At 69.5% G+C, this 22,297-nt stretch carries 16 protein-coding genes; 5 read left to right on the top strand and 11 right to left on the bottom strand.

Annotation, left to right across the window (positions count from 1 at the left end; translation table 11 throughout):
- The first annotated feature begins 28 nt into the window (after positions 1-28).
- A complete protein-coding gene (locus PPSIR1_RS32420) occupies positions 29-2,455 on the top strand; it encodes a hypothetical protein (protein ID WP_157596198.1) in 2,427 nt (808 codons plus the stop codon).
- A 9-nt stretch (positions 2,456-2,464) separates the two neighbouring features.
- On the opposite strand, the gene PPSIR1_RS46865 is transcribed toward PPSIR1_RS32420, so the two are convergent.
- Both PPSIR1_RS46865 and PPSIR1_RS32430 read right to left on the bottom strand, forming a co-directional pair.
- The gene (locus PPSIR1_RS46865; RefSeq protein WP_006975470.1) at positions 2,465-3,520 is read right to left on the bottom strand and encodes a fibro-slime domain-containing protein; all 1,056 of its coding nucleotides are present in this window, start codon (positions 3,518-3,520) and stop codon (positions 2,465-2,467) included.
- A gap of 76 nt (positions 3,521-3,596) precedes the next feature.
- Complete coding sequence (locus PPSIR1_RS32430; protein WP_006975471.1) at positions 3,597-4,841, bottom strand: LysM peptidoglycan-binding domain-containing protein; 1,245 nt, start codon at positions 4,839-4,841, stop codon at positions 3,597-3,599.
- A gap of 170 nt (positions 4,842-5,011) precedes the next feature.
- On the opposite strand from PPSIR1_RS32430, the gene PPSIR1_RS32435 reads away from it, so the two are divergent.
- Positions 5,012-5,818 carry a hypothetical protein gene (locus PPSIR1_RS32435; RefSeq protein WP_006975472.1) on the top strand — a complete coding sequence of 269 codons (807 nt, stop codon included), beginning with the start codon at positions 5,012-5,014 and terminating at the stop codon, positions 5,816-5,818.
- Positions 5,819-6,056: 238 nt separating this feature from the next.
- Positions 6,057-6,470: an STAS/SEC14 domain-containing protein gene (locus tag PPSIR1_RS32440; RefSeq protein ID WP_006975473.1), complete on the top strand. Its 414-nt coding sequence runs from the start codon at positions 6,057-6,059 to the stop codon at positions 6,468-6,470.
- A 63-nt stretch (positions 6,471-6,533) separates the two neighbouring features.
- Here the strand turns inward: PPSIR1_RS32440 and PPSIR1_RS32445 are convergent, their stop codons facing one another.
- Entirely contained in the window at positions 6,534-7,844 is a 1,311-nt protein-coding gene (locus tag PPSIR1_RS32445; RefSeq protein ID WP_157596199.1) for a hypothetical protein, read from the bottom strand.
- Between the two features lie 339 nt (positions 7,845-8,183).
- Between PPSIR1_RS32445 and PPSIR1_RS32450 the strand changes: the two genes are divergently transcribed.
- A complete protein-coding gene (locus PPSIR1_RS32450) occupies positions 8,184-9,785 on the top strand; it encodes a lipocalin/fatty-acid binding family protein (protein WP_157596200.1) in 1,602 nt (533 codons plus the stop codon).
- A 26-nt stretch (positions 9,786-9,811) separates the two neighbouring features.
- Here PPSIR1_RS32450 and PPSIR1_RS32455 read toward each other — a convergent pair whose 3' ends face one another.
- The 4 genes from PPSIR1_RS32455 to PPSIR1_RS32470 all read right to left on the bottom strand — a co-directional run bounded on the left by PPSIR1_RS32455 (position 9,812) and on the right by PPSIR1_RS32470 (position 16,212).
- On the bottom strand, positions 9,812-10,297 hold the full coding sequence (locus tag PPSIR1_RS32455) for a peroxiredoxin (RefSeq protein ID WP_006975477.1): 486 nt from the start codon (positions 10,295-10,297) through the stop codon (positions 9,812-9,814).
- A 62-nt stretch (positions 10,298-10,359) separates the two neighbouring features.
- On the bottom strand, positions 10,360-14,529 hold the full coding sequence (locus PPSIR1_RS32460) for a vWA domain-containing protein (protein ID WP_232296579.1): 4,170 nt from the start codon (positions 14,527-14,529) through the stop codon (positions 10,360-10,362).
- Between the two features lie 11 nt (positions 14,530-14,540).
- The gene (locus tag PPSIR1_RS32465) at positions 14,541-15,320 is read right to left on the bottom strand and encodes a hypothetical protein (RefSeq protein WP_006975479.1); all 780 of its coding nucleotides are present in this window, start codon (positions 15,318-15,320) and stop codon (positions 14,541-14,543) included.
- A gap of 475 nt (positions 15,321-15,795) precedes the next feature.
- On the bottom strand, positions 15,796-16,212 hold the full coding sequence (locus PPSIR1_RS32470; RefSeq protein ID WP_006975480.1) for a VOC family protein: 417 nt from the start codon (positions 16,210-16,212) through the stop codon (positions 15,796-15,798).
- Between the two features lie 155 nt (positions 16,213-16,367).
- On the opposite strand from PPSIR1_RS32470, the gene PPSIR1_RS32475 reads away from it, so the two are divergent.
- Positions 16,368-17,183, top strand: a complete 816-nt coding sequence (locus PPSIR1_RS32475; protein ID WP_006975481.1) for a tetratricopeptide repeat protein — start codon at positions 16,368-16,370, stop codon at positions 17,181-17,183.
- Between the two features lie 17 nt (positions 17,184-17,200).
- Here PPSIR1_RS32475 and PPSIR1_RS32480 read toward each other — a convergent pair whose 3' ends face one another.
- From PPSIR1_RS32480 to PPSIR1_RS32495, 4 genes are all read right to left on the bottom strand, one after another.
- Positions 17,201-18,304 (bottom strand): glutathione S-transferase family protein, encoded by a 1,104-nt coding sequence (locus tag PPSIR1_RS32480; RefSeq protein WP_006975482.1) that lies wholly within the window; start codon positions 18,302-18,304, stop codon positions 17,201-17,203.
- A gap of 90 nt (positions 18,305-18,394) precedes the next feature.
- Positions 18,395-19,711 (bottom strand): acetyl-CoA C-acyltransferase, encoded by a 1,317-nt coding sequence (locus PPSIR1_RS32485; protein WP_006975483.1) that lies wholly within the window; start codon positions 19,709-19,711, stop codon positions 18,395-18,397.
- 41 nt (positions 19,712-19,752) lie between these two features.
- Positions 19,753-21,261, bottom strand: coding sequence for a 3-oxoacyl-ACP reductase (locus PPSIR1_RS32490; RefSeq protein ID WP_006975484.1), 1,509 nt, complete (start codon positions 21,259-21,261; stop codon positions 19,753-19,755).
- Between the two features lie 53 nt (positions 21,262-21,314).
- Positions 21,315-22,292, bottom strand: a complete 978-nt coding sequence (locus tag PPSIR1_RS32495; RefSeq protein WP_006975485.1) for a MaoC/PaaZ C-terminal domain-containing protein — start codon at positions 22,290-22,292, stop codon at positions 21,315-21,317.
- Positions 22,293-22,297 lie beyond the last annotated feature (5 nt).

The raw sequence follows: 22,297 nt of genomic DNA on the forward strand, positions 1-22,297 counted from the left end.
CCCGGGAACGCGTTATACTCGAATGACCTTGGCCGACCGTGACGATCAACCTGTCGACGACGCGGACAGCCGGTCGGACGACGGTGCGAGCCCCGACGCGAGCGACTCCTCAGCCAACGCGAAGGTTGCGGACCTTCCCGATCCGCCCTCCTTCGACGGCGACCGCACCCGGCCCCTGACCCTCCACGGCGTCCCCGCCCAGGACATCAAGAACGCGATCGCCAGCGCCGCTGGGGAGAGCTCCGAGGTCGACGAGCTGTTCGACTTCGACGTCCCCAAGCTCGGGTCCACCGCCAAGCCCCCCTCGGTGCCAAACGCCGCCCCGCCTCCCCTGCCGAGCATTCCGCCGCTGTCTACGGCGCGTCGCGGGCCCACGGCGCCCCTACCGCCAATCCCGAGCCTGGGCAAAGCCAAACCGTCCAAGCCGGCCAGCAGCGGGCCCAAGCCCATTCCCCTCGACCCCGAGACCAAGGCCAAGTCCCCCTCGGGCTCGACGAGCAAGCCCAAGTCTCAAAGCAAGCGCAAGTCCCTCGTCGAGGACGATCTCTTCGACGAGTTCGACGAGGAAGACAGCGCCCCGCGGCCCCCACCCAAGCCGCGCATCAAGCCCAAGATCAAGCCGCGCGTCAAAGCCAAGGGCGCCTCCAAGACCACACCCAAGATCACGATCAAGCCGAAGGTCACGCCCAAGCCCGCCGCTGGCGCGGGCCAAGACGGCGCCCTGCCCTCGGCCTCGGCGCTCATCGCCAAGATGCGCGATGGCTCGGCACGCACGCCGGCCCCCGGAGAGGCGGAGGCCAAGCCCGATCCTTCGCAGGCGTCCGAGATCGAGATGCTGTCCGAGTCGGCCCTGATGTCGGAGGTCTCCGAGGTCTCCGAGGTCGAGATGCTGTCTCAGTCAGCGCTCATCTCCGAAGTTTCGGAAGTCTCGGAAGTCTCGGAGACCTCGGAGCCCAAGCCTGCGCCCATGGAGGCCGCGGCTGCGGCCCCCGCCAAGGCCGAGACCGCCGAGGCCCCGAGCGAAGACGCCTCGAGCGAAGACGACGACGGCGTCCTCGCGCTCAGCCCGACCGTCCGCGGCCCCGCGTTGAGCCTGCCCTCGACCCCGACTCCGGAGGAGCCCGAGGCCGAGACCCACGCCGAGGACGAGAGCGACGACGAGGAGCTCGAGCGAACCATCGCCCACAGCCGCACCGATCCCGCGCTCCCGCTCCTGCACCAGCGCCGCGCGCCCAAGCCCGACATGCGGCCCAAGCCACGGCTGCGGCCCAAGTCTGGCGTCATCCACACCAAGGACCCCGCGCCAGCCCCCACCGACGCCACGGCGACGGAGCCTGCAGCCGGCGCTCAGGCACCCTCCAACGAGCTCGCGCCTCCACCTCCGACGACGGCCACGCACAGCGAGGACCACCCCGTCGGCGGCGTCCCCTACGAGCCCCCCGCGGTCATCCTCCACGAAGGCGGCAGCGCCGAAGACTCGACCCGTGGGCCCGAGCCCGAGCCCAAGCGCGCTGGCGCCCTGCCCACGCCCGGAGCGGTCGGCTCGTTGCGCCGCAGCGTCCCGCTCGAGCCCGGGGTCATCCCCACGGCCCAGCTGCCCCTGTCCAAGCGCGTCGGCGGCGTGCCCGTCGCCATCCCCCGCCAAGACACCGACTCCCTCGTCGGCAAGCTCACCGACGAGCTGGTCGCCGAGGCCGAAGCCGAAGCCGCCGTCACCGTCGAGCACAAGATCCCCAAACCCGCGGCGGCAGCCCCGGCCCACGCCAAGCAGGACGAGGAGCGCAAGCGCAAGCGCATCTTCGTGCTCCTGGGCTTCGCCGGCGCGGCGGCGCTGTTGCTGATCATCTTCCTCGCCCTGCCCGGCCCCAAGAAAGACGACGACGAGCCCAAGGGCGACGCGGTCGCGGCGGACACACCCGCGCCCGAGCCCAAACCCGACGACGGCCGCCTCGCCCTCGCCGACCCGGCCCAGGCCGACACCGAGGCCGCCGCGGACACGGACACGGGCACCGAGACCGAGACCGACACGGGCACCGAGACCGACACCGACACCAGCACCGAGACCGACACCGGCGAGCCCGAGCTCGCGGCCCAACCCACCAAGTCCAAGCCCAAGCCCAAGGCCAAGCCCAAGCCCGTCGCCGCCGCGCCCGAACCCAAGCCAAAGCCAAAGCCCGAGCCCAAACCCAAGCCCAAGCCGGCCACGAGCAACGACCCCAGCCAGCTCTACGCCCAGGCCCAGTCCGCCTACAAAAAGGGCAAGGCCGCCGACGCCTACCGCCTCGCGGCCGCGAGTCAAAAGCTCAAGAAGCGCTCGAAGACCGCGGAGCTCATGGTGCTCTCGGCCTGCAAGCTGGGCAGCGCGAGCAAGGCCAACGGCGCGCTCAAGCAGGTCACCCTGGTCCGCCGCAAGCCGCTCAAAAAGCAGTGCGCCGGCATGGGCCTGAAGCTGTGAGCGGCCCCCTCAGCCCACCGGGTTGGGCATGAAGCAGCGGATGTTCGTCTCGATGCGGAAGTTGGACTCGTCCGTCTGCCGCTCGGCGTGGAAGATGTCCATCTCGTAGAACTCGCCCGGCGTGATGCCGAGCGCGGCCGCCTGGGCGTCGAAGTCGATGGTCCCCTCGAGGTCCTCGTGCAGCCCGCCGACGTCGAGGGCGAGCTGCCCGTTCACGAACACCCACAGATCGTCGTCGCCGCGGAAGGTGAAGCTCTGGCCGGCTTCGTACTCGAACAGCACGTGGATCTCGGTGGTGAAGTGGAAGTTGTGGGCCTTGCCCGGGGTGTTGCCGAAGCCCACGCCGTCGACGGGGAAGAAGGCGTTGCTGTCGTAGACGTAGACCTCCGAGCCGGGCGTCTCCTCGGCGAGGACGAGCTCGAGCTCGACCTCCATGTTCACGTCCGGCGTGGTCGTGTACCACTGGTTGAAGCTGGTCGTGCTCTCGATCTCGTAGGTCGGCGGATCGAAGGTCCAGGGCTGGCAGGTGCCGACGTTGCACACGCCGGTCGTCGCCGGCCAGCACCCCGGCCCCGAGACCACGCGCTGCATCCGACCGACGCCGTTTTTGACCTGCGGGCCGCCCTCGGCGACGATCGGCGGGCCGGCGTTGAACACCGGCTTGTAGTCGGCCCCGAGGTTGTCCTCGACGAGGCCGCAGCCGACGTCGTTCCAGCCCGTGTACAGCTCGCCGTTGTGGTAGACGCCGCGCGCCGAGATCTCGAAGTCGGTGTGGCCGCCGGGCTCGCCAAAGCCCCGGAAGTCGCGGACGGTGATCGGGAGGATTGGGTCGCAGACCTCGTTGCCCTCCTCGTCCATGTCGAGCTTGGGCCCGGTGTCCTCCTCCTCGGAGATTTCGTCGCCCACGTCGTCGTCCGTGTCGCCGTCGGTCGTCAGCGTGCTGGCGGTACCGGCGGTGAACGCGGTCGAGGTCGAACCGTCTTCAGACCCGGTGTCGCCACACCCAACGGCCAGGCCAAGCGGCGCGAGGATCAGGACTGCTGAGCGGACCGTCTGTCGAGTCACGGTCCATGGGTGGACCGCAGCGGCCTGATCTGGATGACTTTTTGAGCTGCGCCCGAATGACGCGACGATCGCGCAGCTAGCCCTTGAAGCGCACGTGGAGGTGGTTCACGTGCCCGCGCCAGTGGCGAATGATGCCGTGGTTGCGACCGATGCCCCGGGGGTACTGGAAGTACTCGTCGAGCTTTTGCTCCGAGACGCCCTGGCTCTTGGCGTACTCGTAGAGCTGTTTTTGGAACTTGTAGTCCAGGAAGATGTAGCGGACCTCGCCCGTGGCCAGGAACTCCTCGATCAGGATCCAGGTCCGCTGCAGGTCGATGTTCTTCTCGGTCGCGCCCGAGAAGTGCTTGCGGTCGGCGAGCTTGCCCTTCAGCACCACGCCGACGTCGATGTCGACGCCCTCTTGGTGCGAGAGGTGGCCCTGCATCGGCCCGCCGTGCTGCTTGGAGATGTCCCCGATGCGCAGCTGCGGCCCGCCGTTGGCGCGGCGCTCATAGGCCGCCACGACCTGGGTGATCAGCCGGATGGTCCGCGGCGTGCCCCAGACGTTGTGCGGGCGCTTGATGTAGTAGCTGTCGCGCTCGGGCAGCTTGCGCCCGTGGAGCAAGCGCCCGGGCTGGGGCGGCTCGGGCTCGAAGCCGCGGACGATCTCGCCCTCGTAGGCCACGCGCAGCCGCTGACCCACGCGGATGCGGTTGGGGTCCGTCACGGCGCCGTCTTGGAGCGCGAGCAGCTCGTCGACGCTCAGCTCGTAGCTGGCGGCGATCTGGCCGAAGGTCTGGCCCTTGGCCACGACGTGCTCGATCTCGACGTGCTCGCGCGGCGGAATCTCGGGGCACACGGCCAGCTTTTGACCCACGCGGATGTGGCTGGGGTTCTTCGCCAGCTTGGGGTTGAGCGCGATGATGTCCTGGCTGCGCACGCCGTACTGCCCGGCGATCAGCCCCAGGTGCTCGCCCGCGGCGACCTCGTGGAAGTGCAGCGGCGTGACGAAGTCGCACTCCTCGGCCCCGGGCGGGCGCTTGGGCGCCTTGGCCTTGCGCTTCTTGGACTTCTTCTTTTTCTTCTTCTTCTTCGCGGCGACCAGCGCCTCGTGGGGATCGCCCTCGACCTCGTCGCCTTCGTGGGCGTGCTCGTCATCGGCCTTGGACTTCGCCTTGGCCCCCTTGGCCTCGGGTGCTTCCGCCTGGGGCTCCTCGACGTTGCCCTGGGGCTCGTCCTTGGACCCAGCTTCTCCCTCTCCACCCGATGTTGCGGCCTGGGCAGGCCCCGTGGCGAGGGTCAGCGCGGTGAGACTGGCGAGAGCGAGGGCGAATGCACGCATGGCGTCCTGAGCGGCCGCAGAGGGCCTTTGAGGCTGTGGGAGCCCACGCGGGGCTACCGGGCGATCACACCCGTGATTAGACCGGCCCGCGACGCCGGCCAAACTTTCGACGAAGATTTGCCTCTGGCTCGCGTCCGTGCCTTCGTCCGAGTACCTTCGAGAGGCTCCCCATGACATCCGCCAACCGACCCCTGTCCTGCTCTGTCGGCCCCCGCCCCGCCCGCACCCGCCTGGCCGCGCCCCTGCTCGGCGCGCTGATGCTGACCAGCCTGCCCATGCTCGGCGGCTGCGGCCCGGAGAAGGGCCCCGGCAGCCTCGCGGTCACCTACGTCCTCGGCAACGCGAAGACCTGCGACGAGCTGGGCATCGAGACCGTCGAGCTCGAGCTCATCCGCGGAAGCGGCGACGACCGCGAGGTCCTCTACGACGACCGCGGACCCTGCGGCGACGACCTGCTCATCGAGGGCATCGAGGCCAAGACCTACGAGGTCGAGGTCACCGCCTTCGACGGGAACGGCATCGCCACCCTCGACAACCTCGCCGACTCCGAGAGCGAGCGCCGCATCGAGATCTTCGAGGCCTCCGACGCCACCTTGGAGGTCGACCTCACCTCCCGCCCGGCCGAGCTCTTCGTCCGCTGGCGCCTGGGCGCCGACGGCTTCGCCGACTGCGACGGCGTGGGCATCGACGCCTTCGAGGTCCGCGCCTTCGAGGAGGACGGCGGCAACCTCCTGCTCGAGGACGTGCTCAGCTGCGGGCTCGACGGTGACGGCGCCGGAAACTGGCGCCTGCTCGCCGACCCCGAGCGCGATCTCACCGGCTCGCTGTTCGGTGAAGTGGGCATCACCCCCCTCGACGCCAACGGCGACGCCGTCGGCGGCGCGGCCACCTTCGAGTTCGACCCCGTCGGCGCCGGTTACCCCGTGCAACTCAGCATCGAGTGCGACGAGCTGGGCTGCATGCCCGATCCTGGCTAGTTCTGGGCTAGCCCCAGGCCAATGCGGGCCCATCCGCCCGCATTCGACCACTCGGGATTGAGCACACTTCGTGGGGCCAAATGCCCCACTGAGGACTCCTCCCCCTGATCTGACGAACGCTCGCCAGCCCACCCTGGCGGGCGTTCCATGCATCTTTCGTAGGGCTCGCCCTTGTCTCGTGCGCGAGCCCCACGATAGAGTCAATGGGTAGTTGATGGTCTGAACCCGCGAGCTCCCCATGCACTTTAGCCAGGTCCCCAGCGCCTTCGAGTCCAGCCTCGATCACGACGTCGACGTCGATCCGGGGCGCGAGGCGATCCTGCGCGTCGCGCTGCGGGGCTTCATCGACGCGGGCATGCTGCGCGAGCGCCTCGAAGGTCTGGCCGTGCGCATCGATCGCCGCCGCCCCGACGCCGTGCTCGTGGACCTGCGCCACGTCGCAGGCTACGGCCCCGGCACCCCCACCCTGGCCCGCGACGGTCTGGCCCTGGCACGCCGCGCGGGCGTCCGTCGGGTCGCGCTGCTGGTGTCCTCCTCCGTCGTCCGCATCGCCGCTCAGCTGCTCGCCCGCAACCTCGACCTCGAGCTGCGCTGCTTCCCCAGCGAGCCCGCGGCGCGGCGCTGGTTGGCCGTCGTAGACACCAGCAACTGACCCGCGACCGGCCCGCGACTGACCCGCGACGGGGTCATGCTCGCGCGCAAGCGCTGAGCCAGCTCAGGGCAGCCGCCACAGGTGGACCTCGCCCGAGAGGTCACGGGTCGCCAGGCGGTCGAGCTGTGGGTCGCCCCCGAGGGCCAACTCGGCGTCGACGAGCTCGCAGCCCGAGCAGAGGGCCTGCGTGTAGCAGGGCGAGGATCCGGTGATCAAGCCGACGACCACGTCGCGCTCGACCCCCACCCAGTCGCCGTCGGAGGTCTCGAAGAGCCGCTCGGCCGCGCCCGGATAGAGGATCTCGGGCCCCGCGGGCGCGTCGCGGGCTCCGCTCGCGGGGTTGCTGTAGACGGAGAGATGGACGGCCCTCGGCGGGAGCTCGCTCTCGGTCGCCAGGAACAGGTGCTCGCCCACGACGAGCGCCGAGCCCGGCTGTGTCCGCGCGACGAAGGCGAGCAAACCCGCGAAGGGCGAGGGCTCGAGCGTAATCGGCGGGTCCGCCCAGACCGCGCCCTCCGAAGGGTAGAGGGAGCGGCCGAGGAGGTAGTCGACGTCCCCGTCGGCGTCGAAGTCGACCAGGCGGGTGTACTCGCCGTCGAGGCCCAGCGGCGCCGTGTCGAGCGCCTCGAGCGGCCCGAGGCTGCCCAGGCCCACGTGCATCTGCGAGCTCGCCCCCTCGTGGGCGGTCCACAGGTCTGGCCAGGGTTCGCCGACAAAAGGCCCGACCGCGTCGACGCGCGCGATGCCTTCGAGCACGCCCAGCGGGCTGACGAGGTCGCCGGCGAGCGCGAAGACGTGGACGCTCCCCTCCGCCGTCGACACGAACAGCTCGTCGGCGCCGTCGAGCTCGAGATCCCCCGTGACGAGTTGGACCGCGTCGTCGACCCCCTCCAGATCGAGCTCGCTGCTCGCGTCGCCGTCGACGAGCTCGACCGAGCCGGCGCGCAGGATCACGAGGCGCTGCGCGCTGCCGCTGTGGGCAACAGCCAGGTCGAGCGCCCCCGCGTCGAGGCTCTCTGTGCGGAGCCAGGGCGACGCGGAGCAGGCCTCCGCGGCCAGCGTGTCGATGCAGCTCCCGCTGCTGCACAGCTGTCCGCCCTCGCAGCCCGTTCCCGGGCACGTCGCCCCGGGCGGGCAGTACGGCCCCTCCGCGCAGCCGCACAGCTCCAGGTCGGGCTCGGGCGCGGAACAGGAGGGCGAACAGACCCCGGGCCAATCGACGCCGCAGGCCTCGCCCGGCGGGCAGTCCGAGTCCGACTCGCACTCGGGCGGAGGATGGCAGCAATCATCGTCATCGCCCGCGCTGCTCGGCTCCTCGGCGCACGCCGAGATCAGCGCCGCGAGGACACACAACGAGCCAAGACGCGAGCGCACGCCAGACAAGTGCCACGGACCGCGTGAACCGATCGCGCGCACCGACGATCCACGGGCTCAGGCGAAGCGCTCGCGGGGGTAGGCCACGATGTCGCGCGACTCGGGCACCCAGCGACTCGACGGAGCCACTCATCGCTGCGCTCGGTTGTCGTCGCACGCGAAGAAGAGGCATCCGATGTCGAAGCCGCCACCGCCAAAGCCGGACTCGAACATCAGGTACAGAAATTCGTGCTCGATGCTGCTGCTTGTAAAATCTGCACCCCCTCCCCTACACTCTCGCCGTGGGTGGAGTCTGAGGTGATACCGAATACAAATCCAAATACCATCTCCCCACTCTTCGTGATTGCGTGCACCCTCGTCGCGGTGTGCTGCCTGAGCGCTTGTCTGCCCTCCCCCATGGCCGCCGAGGCCGGAGCGGAAGACGGCGAAGAGGACGGCGAAGAAGTCCCCTGCGACCCGGCGGGGACCAGCACGGGCTGCTCCGCCGAGGACATCATCTCGCTGGACTTCGACATCGACCCCGACTCGGCTCCGATCGTCGCGGGGCAACGACTCGAGGACGTGTACGCGGACTACGGGGTGAGCATCTCCGTCCTCGATGGAGGAGACGGCGCCATCGCGTTCGCCTCCTCGGATCCCGACGGCGCCTCCGTCGACAACGACCCGGACCTCGGGACCCCCAACGAGGCCTACGGCGGCCCCGGCGAGGGCAGCTCTGGGGCGTCGAACACCGTGGCTCAGCACAACTTGCTGATCGCCGCCGAGAACCTCGACGACGAGGACGAGGACGGGATCGTCGATGAGCCCGACGACGCCGGCAGCGGCGCGACCCTCCGCTTCGCCTTCGACGCCCCGGTCTGCCTCCACTCGCTGGTGATGATCGACATCGACGACGGGGAGCACGTCGAGTTCACGCTGACCCACGCTGGGGTGCTCGAGCCCAGCGACTTCGTCATCGACGGCCAGGGCGACAACTCGCGCGTCGAGGTCGACTTCACTCAGGAGCTCGGGGCAGACGCCTGCGAGGTGTCCGAGCTGACCATGAGGCTGACGGGCAGCGGCGGCATCGACGACCTCGGCTTTTGCGACAACGCCTGCGACGACGACGAACCCAGCGACGCCTGCCCGCTCGTGGTCGAGTGCGTGGAGGACTGCGAGGACCTCAGCTGCGTCAGCGCGTGCTACTCGACCGGCTCCGTGGGCCCCGTCCTCGAGGCCAGCGCCCTGGTGAACTGCATCACCGACGCCGGCTGCGACCTCGACGACGCCCCGTGCATCGAGGCCAGCTGCGGGGTCGAGGCCTACGAGTGCATGCACGGGCCGATGACTTGCGCCGAGCTCGCGGTCTGCGTCGAGCTGTGCGGCGGCGACGAGGACTGCCAGGCGAGCTGCGCCTACGAGTCCACGAGCCTCGCGCAGCCCCAGCTCGAGGCCCTGCAAGCGTGCGCGAGCGACAACGACTGCCAGGACCAGAGCTGCCTCGAGGAGCAGTGCCCAGCCGAGCTCTACACCTGCACGAGCGGGCTGAGCGACGACTACTCCTGCCCGCTCGCGGCCGACTGCGTCCTGGGCTGCAACAACGACCCGGTCTGTGAGATCAACTGCCAGCCCATCGCGCCCGAGACCCAGCCAGAGCTCGACTCGCTCGTGGCCTGCGCTGAGCTCAACGAATGCGACGGATTCGGATGTACGATCGAGTTCTGTCCCCAGGAGTGGGGCATGTGCGCCTCCGGCGACCAGACCTGCGTCGAGTCCCTGGCCTGTCTCCAAAGCTGCTACGACGAGCCGCTTTGCGAGGCCAACTGCTTCAACCAGGCGCAGATGCCCGACCTGTTCTTCCTCGACCAGCTCCTCGCTTGCATCGCCGTCAACGGCTGCGAGGACCAGGACTGCATCGAGGACCAGTGCGGCGACGCCCTCGCCGTCTGCGAGGGCGGCTGAGCGCCGCCGTCGATCGACGCGAGTCTCTACCCGAGCGCGTTGACGCAGTAGGCCGCCCCGCTCACGGTCACGCCCTTGCCCTCTTCGATGTCGAGGCTCTCGACCACGCCGTCCTCGACCCGCATCGAAAAGCGCTTGCCCCGGACGCCGAGGCCCGCCGCGCCGATGTCCTGGTCCAGGCCCATGGCCTTGGTGAAGCCGGCGTCCCAGTCGGCCAGCATGCGGACCTTGCCGTCCGCCCCGTGCTCGCTGCCCCAGGCCTGCATCACGAAAGGATCGTTGACCGACAGGCAGATGATCTCGTCGACGCCCTTGGCCTTGATCGCCTCGGCGTTCTCGACGAAGCCCGGCAGGTGCTCCTTGGAGCAGGTCGGCGTGTAGGCGCCGGGGACCGAGAACAGCACGACGCTGCGCCCCGCGAACAGCTCCTCGCTGCTGACCTCACCGAGGCCCTCTGCGGTGAGCTGCTTGAACCGGGCCGCGGGAATCTTGTCTCCAACCTTGATGCTCATGTCGCCGGCAACCTAGCACGCGGCCAGGCGGCCCCCGCTCCCCCGCTGCCTGAGGGGGCAGACTACAGCGGAATTTCGAGGGGGGAGAAGCCGTCGAGCATGCCCATGCCGGTCTTGACCGACTGCACCGCGCCGATCGCCGGCGGGTCGACGTTGGGGTCGCAGGGCGAGGTCGAGGGCGCGTTGAGCTTGGGCCCGCAGTTGTCCCCCTCGCACAGGACCTGCTCGACGACCGCCGCGCTCAGGGCCGCGGAGGCCCCGAAGCCGTCGCCGTAGTCCGAGGGCAGGGCGTAGCCCGAGGTGAAGTCGAAGCTGTTGTCGCCCTCGACCACGAGGCGGAAGGTGATCTCGTAGGTCGCCCCCGGATCCCGCAGCCACTCGTCGTTGTCCTCGTCGTACCAGCGCTCGTCGCAGCTGGCCTCCCCAGGCTCGTAGATGGTGTAGGTCACGTAGTAGACCTCCACGTCGAGCTGCTCGTCGCCATCGAGCACGCCGGTGACCCGAATCATCGGCGCCCGCAGGGGTCGGGCGGCCTTGGAGAACACCCGCGTCTCGGTCTCCTCGTCCCCGTTGGGGTAGACGATGGTCCGCGTGCGCTCGATGGTGCTCAGCGGCAAGCGCATGAAGCTCGGGCTGGCCCCCGGCAGCGTGGTCACGCCGTTGTTGGGGATGGCGAAGCCCGCCGCGCCGTCGGCCCGGTGGTCGTCCGCGAGCAGGTAGAGGCTGCTGTGGAAGTCGTTGCTCCCGTCGCCGCCGTCGATGCTGTCGTCGTTGGGGCTGCCGCTGACCATGGCGATCAGGAACTGATCGCGGTCGGACATCGGCAACAGCGTGCCCGGGTCGTCGATGTCGTCGATGCGGTTGTTGGCCGCGACCGCTGGCGGGAAGGTGAACACGTCGCCCTTGTTTCCGTTGGGCCCGATCGCAGCGATCGAGCAGCTGAAGTCGCTGGTGCCCTGGCAGGCCGGGAAGCGGAAGGCCTCCGTGGCCACGGCGAAGCCCTCGTTGTTGACTGGCCAGGTCCCCCCGCTGTCGGCCGCGTGCGGGAAGCTGCTGACGTTGGTGGACTCGGCCCCGACGTCCCAGCGGAACAGGCGGCCGGCGGGGTCGGTGATGTAGGCCTCCTGCATCTCGCCCCAGTAGCGCGACAGGCAGTGCGAGCCCACGGCGATGTCCGTGACCGCGGTGACGTCGTCGAGCGCGTCGTAGGTCGTGCCCTCGGCCGGCAGCGGGATCAGGGCCTTGGACACCAGGGTCTCGCCCGTGGCCGCGTCGACCATCCACATGGTCCGGCCGCGCTCGTCCTCGCCGGCGCCCTCGCGGTAGCCGCTGCCGAACACCAGGTAGGCCTTGGGCTCCACGGACATCTCGTCGTTGGGCACGGCGTAGGTCACCGCCGGGCGCGACCAGGTCTCGCCCAGGGTGTCTTCGTAGTCCTCGTGGATCGAGGCCGTGCTCGTGGTCCACAGGATCTCGAAGGGGTCGTCGGGGCGGCCCATGTGCGAGACGTCCATGGCCACGATCTGGCTGCCGCCCGGCCCCAGGCCGAACACCGCCGCGTGCCGCCACTTGCTCGCGGTCTCGTCGTAGATGATCGCCGTGTTGACCGTCGCCGCGAGGCCGAACACGTGCTCGTCGAGGGCGTCGGGCTGGCCGAAGTTCTCGACGCCGTTGACCGAGAGCACCCGGGCGTTGTTGAGCAGCTCCATGGGCACGAAGCCGAAGATCTCGTTGCCGCTGTTGTAGTGGAAGGCGTGCAGGATGCCGAAGTCGTCGCCGACCAGCACGGCCTCGGTGTACTCGTAGTAGTCGCTGCCCCCGCCGGCGAGCTCCCACGCCTGGGCGCTGAAGGCCTTGAGGCTGCTGGGCACGTCGTCGCCCTGGGCGTTGCGCCGACCCGCGCAGTGCGGGTCCGCGATGCCCACGCTGGGCAGGAAGTTGCTGTCCTGCTGAGCCACGCGACGAATCAGCACCGGCGCCGAATTGGCCAGGGCCGGCAGCTTCCAGTCGCCGACCATGTCCTTGCCGTGGAGGTACTCCGCCATGGCCTGGATCTCCACGCTCTCGTCCCCGGACGTGAGCGCCGGCTCGATCTTGCCGTCGTCGTTGAGCGCCATGATCAGCGCCTCGAACTCGGGCGTGACCGAGCCGGCGTCCATGATCTTGATCTTCTCGTTGGCGAAGCCGTGGGTGTAGAGCTTGCGCTCGCTCCACGTCGTCTGCTCGAGGCAGACGCCCGCGTCCCACACCCGCCCGAGGGCGCAGGGGCCGTAGGTCTCCTGCTCGAGGGTGTCGAGGGGCAGCGTCGCCACGTTCTCGCAGTAGTCCGCGAGCTGGCCAGGGTTGTCCGGGTCCTCGTCGGTGCAGCCTTGGCGGGCGACGTGGCCGGCCCAGGACTCGCTCTCGGTCCACGACTCGATGGTGGTCTGGGCCGCGACGTTGTTGGAGTTGGGGTCGTTGGGGTCGGCGAGCTGAAAGTCGCTCGCAACCGTGGGCGTGCCGCCGGGGATGTCGGTGTCGAGGATCGTGTTGATGATCCCCGCGAGCACCGTCTCGAGCTCCTCGTGGTCGCTGGCCAGGTAGGCGCAGTCGTTGGCCGGGTCCTCCGGGTTGCGGCAGGTGTCCCAGTTGAACAGCTCGTTGCCGCCGTCGCAGGGGGTCGGGATGCTGTCCGCGCCCGAGGCCGCGCACGCCATCTCGTGCACGCGCTCGAACTTCAGCGGGTCCGAGGCCACGCCGTCGGAGAAGGCCACGAAGTAGGTCTTCACGCCCAGGATGCGCCGGATGCTGCGCATGCGCTCGTAGAGCTTCGCGCCGCCTTGCTTCCACCACGGGTCCGGCTGGCCGTCGGTCACGACGATCATGCTCAGCGGAGCACACATCGCGCTCTGGTCGTGGACGCGCATGAACGCGAGGTAAGAGGCGATGGTCGGGTGCGCGAAGGGGGCGTTGCTCATGGTCAGCGCCGGCTTCGGCCCGGTGATCTTCCCCTGGTTGTCGGTCTTGATCAGGTACTCGGTCACGCCCATGGCCACGGCCATCGGCGTGCCGCCGGTGACGTCGGCACCGCCCGCGTACATCTCGTCGACCGCGCCCATCAACATGACGTTCGCGTCCGCCTCGGTCAGCGGGCCCTTGTCGGCCGCGTCGATGGCCGGGTTGTTGATGACCTCGTCGGAGTAAAAGGGCGCGTAGAGGGAGGCGCCCACCCACTGGTCACGACGGGTCACGCCGAGGCGGTGAATCCCGTCGTCCTCGTCCTTGCAGTTGCCGTTGTCGTCGCACTCTTGGTGCTCGAAGTCGTCGACGCTCTGGCCGTCGTAGAAGCTGTAGCCCGGGTTTCCGTCGACGTAGGGCCAGTAGTAGAAGTCGTGGCCGCAGACCTCGGCCTGCTTGTCCCCGTCGTTGTTGCCCCAATCGCCGAAGGAGCCGAGGGCGATGGCCTCTTGGTTGGGGTCCGAGCAATTCAAGTTGGCCCGGCGGCCCAAAAAGCGCGGGAAGAACTGGACCTTGCGGGTGTAGTTGGCCGGGTCCATGTAGGCGCCGAGGTTGGACTCGGTCACGTAGAGCGGCTGGTCCGGCAGCTCGGCGTCGCTGTCGTTGGGCATCGAGAAGCCGCCCAGGTCGTCGTGGCGCAGGTAGGGGAAGGGCCGGTTGTCGCCGCACAGCAGCCAAAAGCCCTGGCCGCCGAAGGCGTTGCTGGCCGGCTTCCACTGCGTCGAGTAGGGCTGGTTGACGTTCTCGATCCAGGTGAAGCGCTTGTCCTCGTCGGTGTCCTCGTCGACGCAGGGATCCGGGACCTCGGAGGCCTTGGTCGGGGGCAGCGCGGTGCCGAAGGTCATCAGGCCAAACTCCGCCGCGCCCGCGTTGTCCTCGATGAGCAGCTGGATGACCTTGCGCGCGGCGTGAATCCGGCTTTGCAAGAAGCCCGCGTTCTCGTTCTCGCAGTTGTCCCACCAACACTTGGTGTTGGGGTAGGTCGCGTTGGGCAGGTAGGTGTCGTCCATCGCCATCGAGCCCGAGTTGTCGAGCACGAAGAGCACGCGCGGCGGCACCTGACCAAAGCTCTTGCCGTGGACGATGTAGAAGGGGTCGAGCTTGGCCTCGGTCTCGCCTGGGCGCGCCAGCAAGCCGAGCGCGAGGATCGCCAGGCCGAGCAGGCGCACGGCCGTCGCCAGGGCGCGGCCTCGAGGCCCGCGCGCCCACTGTCGATGCGTCGAAGGGGTCGTCATCGTTTTGGTCCTCACTGCAGGAAGTTCTCGACGCAGACGTCGGCCATCACGTTGTCGTTGTTGTGCCCGCCGCCGTAACCAATGTCCGGCGTGGCCATGTTCCACGAGGACTTGTCGTCGGCGAGGGCGAGCACGAATTCTTGTTCGACGGCGACGGTCGAGTTGCCGACCGTGGCCATCGCCGTCAGCACCACCCGGTTGTCGCCGTCGATGATCCAGCTGCCGCTGCCCTCGGAGCTGTCGGCCATGGCGTCGGCGGAGTTGTTGCGCACCCACAGGCTGACCCGGGCGTGGGGGTCGGCGTTGTCGAGCAAGTTGCGCAGCGGGACGTTGGCCCAGTCGACGAGGTTGCCCTGGGCGTCGGGCAGGCGGAGGATGGCGCCCTGGCGCATGCACGGGCGCCCGGAGCAGTCGGACTTGCCCGTGACCCAGCGGTTCTTTTGCCCGGTCGCGGGCACGTTGGCGGCCCCGCCTCCGCCCGGGATGCAGTCCTCGAAGGCCGAGGCGCAGATCTCCGGGTCACCGGCCGGGTTGTGGCCGGCCAGGGCCTCGTCGACGACGGCCTGGAGCGAGCCGCCCTTGACGGCCTCGCGCAGCTGCGCGGCTCCGAGGTCGATGGTCGCTTGGGCGGACATCAGGGCCCGCTCGCGGGACACGACGGCGTTGGCTTGGCTCAGCTCTCGATTGGCCGAGCGAATCACGAGGATGCTGACGGTCAGCATGGAGACCGTCAGCAGCATCACGCTCACCATCGTCGCGCCACGGGCGGCGCGGCGCTTCGAGAGCGGCATTCGAAAATCCAAGCGAGTCACAACGGCTAAACCCTAGCACGACTCCGCGAAGCCATTCGCCATAGTCCAGTCTCATTTTGACCGCATCCTCCATCGCGCTCCCAGGCCACACGATGGGTTTGGGAGTCACTCAAAAGCCGGTTTTTATCCGGTGGGGGCCACGATTTCTTGGCCCCACCCTTCCTCAGACACACAGCATCCACCATCTGACTACACACCCTCACTCATCATACTTTTTCATTTTTTACATAGACCATCACCTCAAAGTGGTTGCAGCTGTGGTCAGCTCCGCTCCCAATGGATTCAGCGGCCTCAAAACACAGCCCAGACTGACATCCGAGAGGCTCGGCAATGCGCCTCCCCCATCGGCCTCGCAAGCTTTTGCCAGACCGGTCTCGAGCTATGAAATCGTTGCAGAGCGCTTCGCGTTCGCTACGCGTTGCCCTGCAACGCCCACATTCGCGCCTGCGCGCGTTTAGGCCCGCACGGTCGGGATGTGGACGATCTGGACTTTGTTGCCCGAAGGATCGAAGAGATAAAAGCTCGTCGCCCCGTCGCGGTGGGTGCGCGGCGCGTTGAGGATCTCCGCGCCGCAGCTACCGCCCAGCTCCTGCACCCGCGCATGCCAAGCCTCCACGGCGGCCGCGCTCGGGACGATGAAGCCGAGGTGATCGATGGGCGAGTGGCTGCGATCGACGGTCTCGACCCGATGCAGCGCGAGGTTGTCCCGCCCCGAGCTCAGGTAGACCGCGTTCGCATCGGGCTGCCAGTCCACGCCCATGCCCATCACGTCCCGGTAGAAGCGGAAGGTCGCGTCGTAGCGCTCGCTCGGGATCTGCAGGGCCAGGTGCCACAGTCCAAGGCTCGGGGGGAGGCTGCTCGACTCGCTCACGGCAGCGTCATACCCCAATCTCCCGCGCGCCCGCTCCCCCCTCCCCTACCACGCAGAGCCCGTGTCAGCGCGCAGGAACCGCCACGTGAGGGGAGCCGTAGACGCCGCCGTCGGGACCTGGATATAAAGCCGGGCCCGCTGCGAAAGCTGCCTCCATGAAGCGCACCCTCGGCCTGTCCCTCGCCATCGCCCTGCTCATCCCGCTCTCGGCTTGCAAGCCCAAGCAGCCCGAGATCGACATCGACGCGGAGATCGCCCGCAACCTCGAGGAGGCCGCCTCCAACCTGCGCAACAACAAGGTCGAAGAGGCCAAGGGCCAGTACCAGTGGGTCCTCGACCAGGACGCGGACAACGTCGGCGGGCTCACCGGCCTGGGCAAGGTCGCCCTGGCCGAAGAGGACTACGCCGGCGCCGTCGGGCCGCTCGAGAAGGCCGTCGCCGCCAGCGGCGAGGACACCGACGCCCGGGTCAGCCTCGGCCGCGCCCACGCCGGGACCAAGGACTGGGCCAAGGCCGCCGAGCACCTCGGCAAGGCCTGGGAGCTCGACCAAAACCAAGAGCAGTACGGCCTCGAGTACGGCGTCGCCCTGCGCGAGTCCGGGGACGCCGCCAAGGCCATCGAGGTGCTCACCGAGGTGTCGGAGATCAACCCCAAGCTCAAGTACGTCTACCGCGAGCTCGGCCGGGCCCACCACGCCGCCAAGGACCTCGACAAGGCCCTGACCACCTACATGCAGGCCCAGATCCAGTGGAAGGGCGACCAGGACTCCTTCGCCGGGGCGGCGATGGTGTTCGAGGAGAAGGGTGAGATCAGCAAGGCCATCGACCAGTGGTCGGCCTACATCCAGCAGGACTGCTGCTCGACCTACTCCAAGGACACCGCCCAGCCCAAGCTCGCGGCGCTCAAGGAGCAGGAGAACTCGGCCGGCAACGCGCCCGCCGACGGTGGCGAAGCCGCCGACGCCGGCTGACCCCGAGCTGACCCGAGTCAGCGGCGGTCGCGGAGCACCGCGCGAAACTCCACGAGCTCGAAGGGGTTGGCGACGGCCGGGATGATGGTCGTCGGGTCGTCGCCAAAGCGTGAGAGCCAGGCGTCCGCCGCCCCTTCGGCGCGCTCGTAGGCGTCGCGGGTGCGCTGGGCCTTCCACTGCACGAAGGTGATGAGCTTGCGCCGGCCTCGGCGCTCGGCGATGGCAAAGGGCGCGAGGCCGAGGGCGCGGGGCACCCGCTTGGCCGCGGGGTGGGCCGCGCAGTACTCGTCGATCTTGGCGATCAGCGTGCGGTTCCAGGCGAGCTGATCGTCGACGATGCGCTGGATGAGCGGGTCGAGCTCGGGGGGCACGGCGTCCTCGAAGGGACCTTGGGCCTCGACGCCCCCGGGCTCGGTCAAGCGCTGCATCCAGTCGACCACCGCCGGCGCCGCGTCGAACAGCCGGCGGCTGGCGGGGTCGCGGTAGAGGTGGGCCCACAGCGGGCCGTAGAGGGCGAAGTCGCCGAGGCAGGGGCGCCCGCCGAGGACGAAGGGCCGCGCCGCCAAGGTGGCCTCGAGGGCGGCGATGGTCTGTTCCACGGTGCGCTCGAGACCCGGGATGGTCGCGTCCTCGATGCCCAGCGCCGGCAGGTAGCTGGCCATGCGCCGAGCCACCGGCGCGGCCAGGCGCCGACCGACGCTCTCGGGGAGGCGCGGGAAGCCGTCGCGGGCGAACTCCCCGAGGGCGAAGTCGGCGTTGGCCGGGAGGTTCCACCGGTAGTGGAGGTCGGCCATGGGTAGCCACTCGTCGGCGAACACCTCGAGCAGCGAGGAAGCGACGGCCAGGCACGGCTCGGCCGGCGTCACCGATCGCTCCGGATCCGCGCCCGGCAGGCCCTCGAAGTAGTCGATGATCGCGCTCGAGTCTTGGAGCCAGCCGCCGTCGGCGAGCTCCACGGTGGGCATGACCAGGCGGCCGACCGCGCCCTGGATCTTGCGGTAGAGGGTCCACACCGAGGGCGCGACGTCCTCGAAGGGGACGCCGACGTAGCGCAGGTAGCTGCGGGTCTTGGCCGAGTAGGGCGAGACCTGCCAACCGTAGTGACGATGGACACGGGGCATGGGTGGGGAGCTCCTGGTGTGGATGACGAAAACGAAAGCGCCCCGAGACGGCTCGTCCCGGGGCGAAGGCTCGGACGCGGGGGCTCCCGCTCAGGCCTCGGCGTTCTCGAGCACGGCCGCCGCGCCCAGACCACCGGCCGCGCACAGCCCGAGCAGGGCCGTGGCCTTTTGCCCGCGGTGCAGCTCGTTGGCCATGGTCGTGACCATGCGGGCTCCGGTCGCGCCGAAGGGGTGGCCGATGGCCACGGAGCCGCCGTGCACGTTGAGGATGGCCGGATCGACCTCGCCGATGGCCTTGTCCCGACCCAGGCGGGCCTTGGCGAAGTTGTCGCTGGCGAGCATGCTGAGCACGCTGAGCACCTGGGCCGCGAAGGCCTCGTGCATGTCGACCAGATCCATGTCGCCGAGCTCGTAGCCGGCGCGGGCGAGGGCCTGGGGCATGGCCAGGGCCGGGCCCATGAGCAGCTGATCGGCCGGGTCGACGCCGACGTAGGACCAGCTGGCGAAGCGCGCCAGGGGCGTGTAGCCGAGGGCCTTGGCCTTCTCCTCGCTCATGATCAGGCAGGCCGCGGCGCCGTCGGTGAGCGGGCTGGAGTTGGCCGCCGTGAGGCTGCCGTCCTTGGCGAACACCGGGCGCAGCTTGGCGATCTTCTCGACGCTGGTGTCGCCGCGCACGATGGTGTCGTCGTGGACCCACTTGCCGTTGGGCAGCTCGACGGGGGCGACCTCGTCGCGGAAGCGACCCGAGGCGATGGCCGCCGCGGCGCGGTGGTGCGAGCGCACGGCGAACTCGTCCTGAGCCTGGCGCGTGATCTCGTTGCGCTTGGCCATCTTCTCGGCGCTCTCGCCCATGAGCTCGCCCGTGGTCCGCTCGGCGATCTTGGGGATGCGCGGGAGGATCTCGGTGATCGGCATGAGCTGCGCGGCGACGCCGAGCAGGTCCTTGGGCGTGGCCTTGCCCTTGCCCATGAGCAGCGGCCCGAGGGTGCGCACGACCTTTTGAGGCAGCTTGATCTCGGCGTTGGAGGTCGAGTCCGATCCGCCAGCGATGACCACGTCGGCCTCGCCGCGCTCGATGGCGGCGACGGCCAGGGTCACGGCCTGGAGGCCGCTGGCGCAGGCGCGGGTGCAGGTCATGGCCTCGACCGAGGGCGGCAGGCCCAGGTCGAGGGCGATCTCGCGGCCGATGTTGGGCGCGGCGCTGGGCAGGATGACCCCGCCCCAGGTGATGGCGTCGATCTCCTTGCGCGGGAGCTCGGTGCGCTCGAGCAGCGCCGAGACGGCCAGGTCGCCGAGGGCGATGGTGTCGAAGGGCAGGTACTCGGCGAAGGCCTTGACGAAGGGGGTGCGGACGCCGGACACGATGACGGCGCGCTGGACGGGCTTGTGCTGCTTGCTGACGGGCATGGGAATTTCCTGTCGCTGGGGTGGTGGAGAGAAAGCAGCGCTCAGGCGCCGACGAAGGACTGGCCGCACACGCGCAGCACGTTGCCCGTGATGCCCTGAGCGCCGGGGGTGGACAGGAAGGTCAGCGCGTCGCCGATGTCCCGGGGCAGGCCGCCCTGGCCCAGGCTCGACAGGCGCCGGCCGACCTCGCGGATCATCACGGGGATGGCCGCCGTCAGCCGGGTCTCGATGAAGCCGGGGGCCACGGCGTTGACCGTGATGCCGCGCTCGGCGAGGTCCTCGGACAGGTGGCGCACGAAGCCGATGACGCCGGCCTTGGTCGCCGAGTAGTTGGTCTGGCCGAGGTTGCCGGCGATGCCGGCGATGGACGAGAGCACGATGACGCGGCCGTCGTCGCGGAGCACCGCGGCCTGGTCCTCGCTCGACTCGAGCAAGGCGGCGGTGATGCGGACCACGGCGTCGAGGTTGATCGACAGGCACTGGTCCCAGTGCTTGTCCTTCATGCGCGCGAGGGTCTTGTCCCGGGTCACGCCGGCGTTGTGGATGACGATGTCGACGCCCTCGAACTGCTCGGCGAGGAAGCTGGCGATGGTCTCGCCCGCGGCCTCGTCGCTGACGTCGACGAGCAGGGGCGTGCCCTTGACCTCGCGGGCGACGGCGCTGAGCAGCTCGTCGTCCCCGGGGCGGTCGAGGCAGACCACGTGGGCGCCCTCGTCGGCGAGCAGCTTGGCCGTAGCCTTGCCGATGCCCCGGGCCGCGCCGGTGACCAGGGCGACCTTGCCCTCGAGGGGGCGGGTCCACACCGGCTCGACGCGCAGTTCGGGGTCGGCCTGGGGGGTCGCCGCGCCCACGGACACGCGCAGGGGCTGGCCCGAGATGAACGCGCTGCGCCGAGACAGCAAAAAGCGCAGCGGGCCCTCGACCCACGCCTCGCTCTCCTCGCCGAGGTAGAGGCAGTTGGCCGTGGCGCCCTTTTTGCCCAGCTCCTTGCCGAGGCTGCGGATGAAGCCGTCGATGGCCGCCTGGGCGGCCGCCGCCTCGGCGTCGCGGGCCTCCCCGGGCTCGCGGGCGAGGATCACCACCCGGCCGCACTTGCGCAGGTTCCGGAGCAGGGGGTGGAAGAACTCGTAGAGGGCGCGCAGGCCCGCGGCGTCGGTGATCTGCGTGGCGTCGAAGACCATCGCGTCGAGGCGCAGCTTGTCGGGCAGGGCGTCGAGGATCAGCGCCCGCGGGGGCCGGCCCCAGGCGTCGCCCTCGTCGGTGAAGGCCTGGGGAATCTCCACGCCCTTGCCGGTGACCAGCGCCGTGGCGCCAGCTTGGGCGAGGGTCCGCGCGAGCACGGGGATGAGCGCCGAGTCGTTCGACTCCGCGTCGTCGGACGCAGGCGCACCATAGCCGCCGATGGCGATCTCGTAGTCGTGGAGCGGGCGCTCCTCCATGGCGCCCTTGGCCCGAGCGAGGCTCTGGGGCATGGGCAGGGGAAGGCCGAGGCTCTTGACGAGCTTGCGGGCCTGGGGGTTTTGACCGAGTTGAAGCAGGACGTCGTTCATGGCGATGACTCCGGTTGGCTAGAAACTATTGTTGAGAGAAGAGCAGCCGGGGCTCAGCCCGGACCCTTCACGGTGCCGGCGAGGTAGGCCGAGCCGCCGTGGGCGGGACCCACCCACACGCGGTCCCCCTCCCCTTCGCCCGCGCCCTCGCCCGCGCCCTCGCCTGGGTTGGGGCGCAGGTAGAGGCCGGCCTTGGCCGGGAGCACCAGGGGCTTGGTGAACTGCACGTCGAAGCTGCCCAGCCCCTGGGGGTTGCCGGCGAAGCGCGAGCGGACCAGGCCCTCCCAGCTCTTCGCCATGGTCGCGAAGCCGTGCAAGATGGTGTTCCGGAACCCGAAGGCCTTGGCGTAAGGCGGGATCCAGTGGACCGGGTTGAAGTCCCCGGTGAGCATGGCGAAGGACAAGCCGGCGTTGGCGGGGATCTTCCAGCGCGCGAGCTCGGTGGCGTCGAGGGGCACGCGCTCGACGGGCTTTTTCTTCTTCTTGGGCTTGGGCGCGCCGTTGCTGCCGCCCTCGCCCTTCTTCTTGCCCGAGCCCAGGGGCACGATCGCAAACAAGGTGGTGATCAGCGCGTCCGGGGCCGAGGGCGTGCTCGTGACCACGCGCTGCTCGAGCACGGCCCGGCGCCCGTTGTCGTCGATGTTGACCAGCTGGGCGCGGATCTGCAGGGGCTCGTCGATGGGCAGGGGCGCGTTGACCTCGACCCGGCAGCCGCCGTTGAGCACCTTGAAGAGCGGATAGGGGATGCCCTCGAGGGTCTTGGCGGCCAGCGGGAAGCCCCACTGCGGCCACAGGTGGGCCGGGACGTGGTGCTTGTAGCTGCTCGGATCGCCGCCGCAAAAGCGGACGTAGTCCTTGATCAGCGCCTTGGGCCGGGGCCCGATCTCGGCGGTGATCTCGGGGCCCGGGAGCGGCCCGACCCCGCTCGGGACCTTGCCGGTCAGCTGGCGGCGCAGGGCCTCGAGGGCGGTCTGACCCAAGGTCGCGAGGACGGGACCTTGGCTGCGGATGTGTTTGGTGGGCAGTGCCATGGTCG

This window comes from Plesiocystis pacifica SIR-1 (genome assembly GCF_000170895.1).
Taxonomy (GTDB): Bacteria; Myxococcota_A; Polyangia; order Nannocystales; family Nannocystaceae; genus Plesiocystis; species Plesiocystis pacifica.

Bases quoted from the DNA above. Each gene is read 5' to 3' on its own strand.
- PPSIR1_RS32430 (WP_006975471.1), bottom strand. From the start codon at position 4,841: ATGCGTGCATTCGCCCTCGCTCTCGCCAGTCTCACCGCGCTGACCCTC.
- PPSIR1_RS32435 (WP_006975472.1), top strand. From the start codon at position 5,012: ATGACATCCGCCAACCGACCCCTGTCCTGCTCTGTCGGCCCCCGCCCC.
- PPSIR1_RS32440 (WP_006975473.1), top strand. From the start codon at position 6,057: ATGCACTTTAGCCAGGTCCCCAGCGCCTTCGAGTCCAGCCTCGATCAC.
- PPSIR1_RS32455 (WP_006975477.1), bottom strand. From the start codon at position 10,297: ATGAGCATCAAGGTTGGAGACAAGATTCCCGCGGCCCGGTTCAAGCAG.
- PPSIR1_RS32460 (WP_232296579.1), bottom strand. From the start codon at position 14,529: ATGACGACCCCTTCGACGCATCGACAGTGGGCGCGCGGGCCTCGAGGC.
- PPSIR1_RS32465 (WP_006975479.1), bottom strand. From the start codon at position 15,320: ATGCCGCTCTCGAAGCGCCGCGCCGCCCGTGGCGCGACGATGGTGAGC.
- PPSIR1_RS32475 (WP_006975481.1), top strand. From the start codon at position 16,368: ATGAAGCGCACCCTCGGCCTGTCCCTCGCCATCGCCCTGCTCATCCCG.
- PPSIR1_RS32480 (WP_006975482.1), bottom strand. From the start codon at position 18,304: ATGCCCCGTGTCCATCGTCACTACGGTTGGCAGGTCTCGCCCTACTCG.
- PPSIR1_RS32485 (WP_006975483.1), bottom strand. From the start codon at position 19,711: ATGCCCGTCAGCAAGCAGCACAAGCCCGTCCAGCGCGCCGTCATCGTG.
- PPSIR1_RS32490 (WP_006975484.1), bottom strand. From the start codon at position 21,261: ATGAACGACGTCCTGCTTCAACTCGGTCAAAACCCCCAGGCCCGCAAG.
- PPSIR1_RS32495 (WP_006975485.1), bottom strand. From the start codon at position 22,292: ATGGCACTGCCCACCAAACACATCCGCAGCCAAGGTCCCGTCCTCGCG.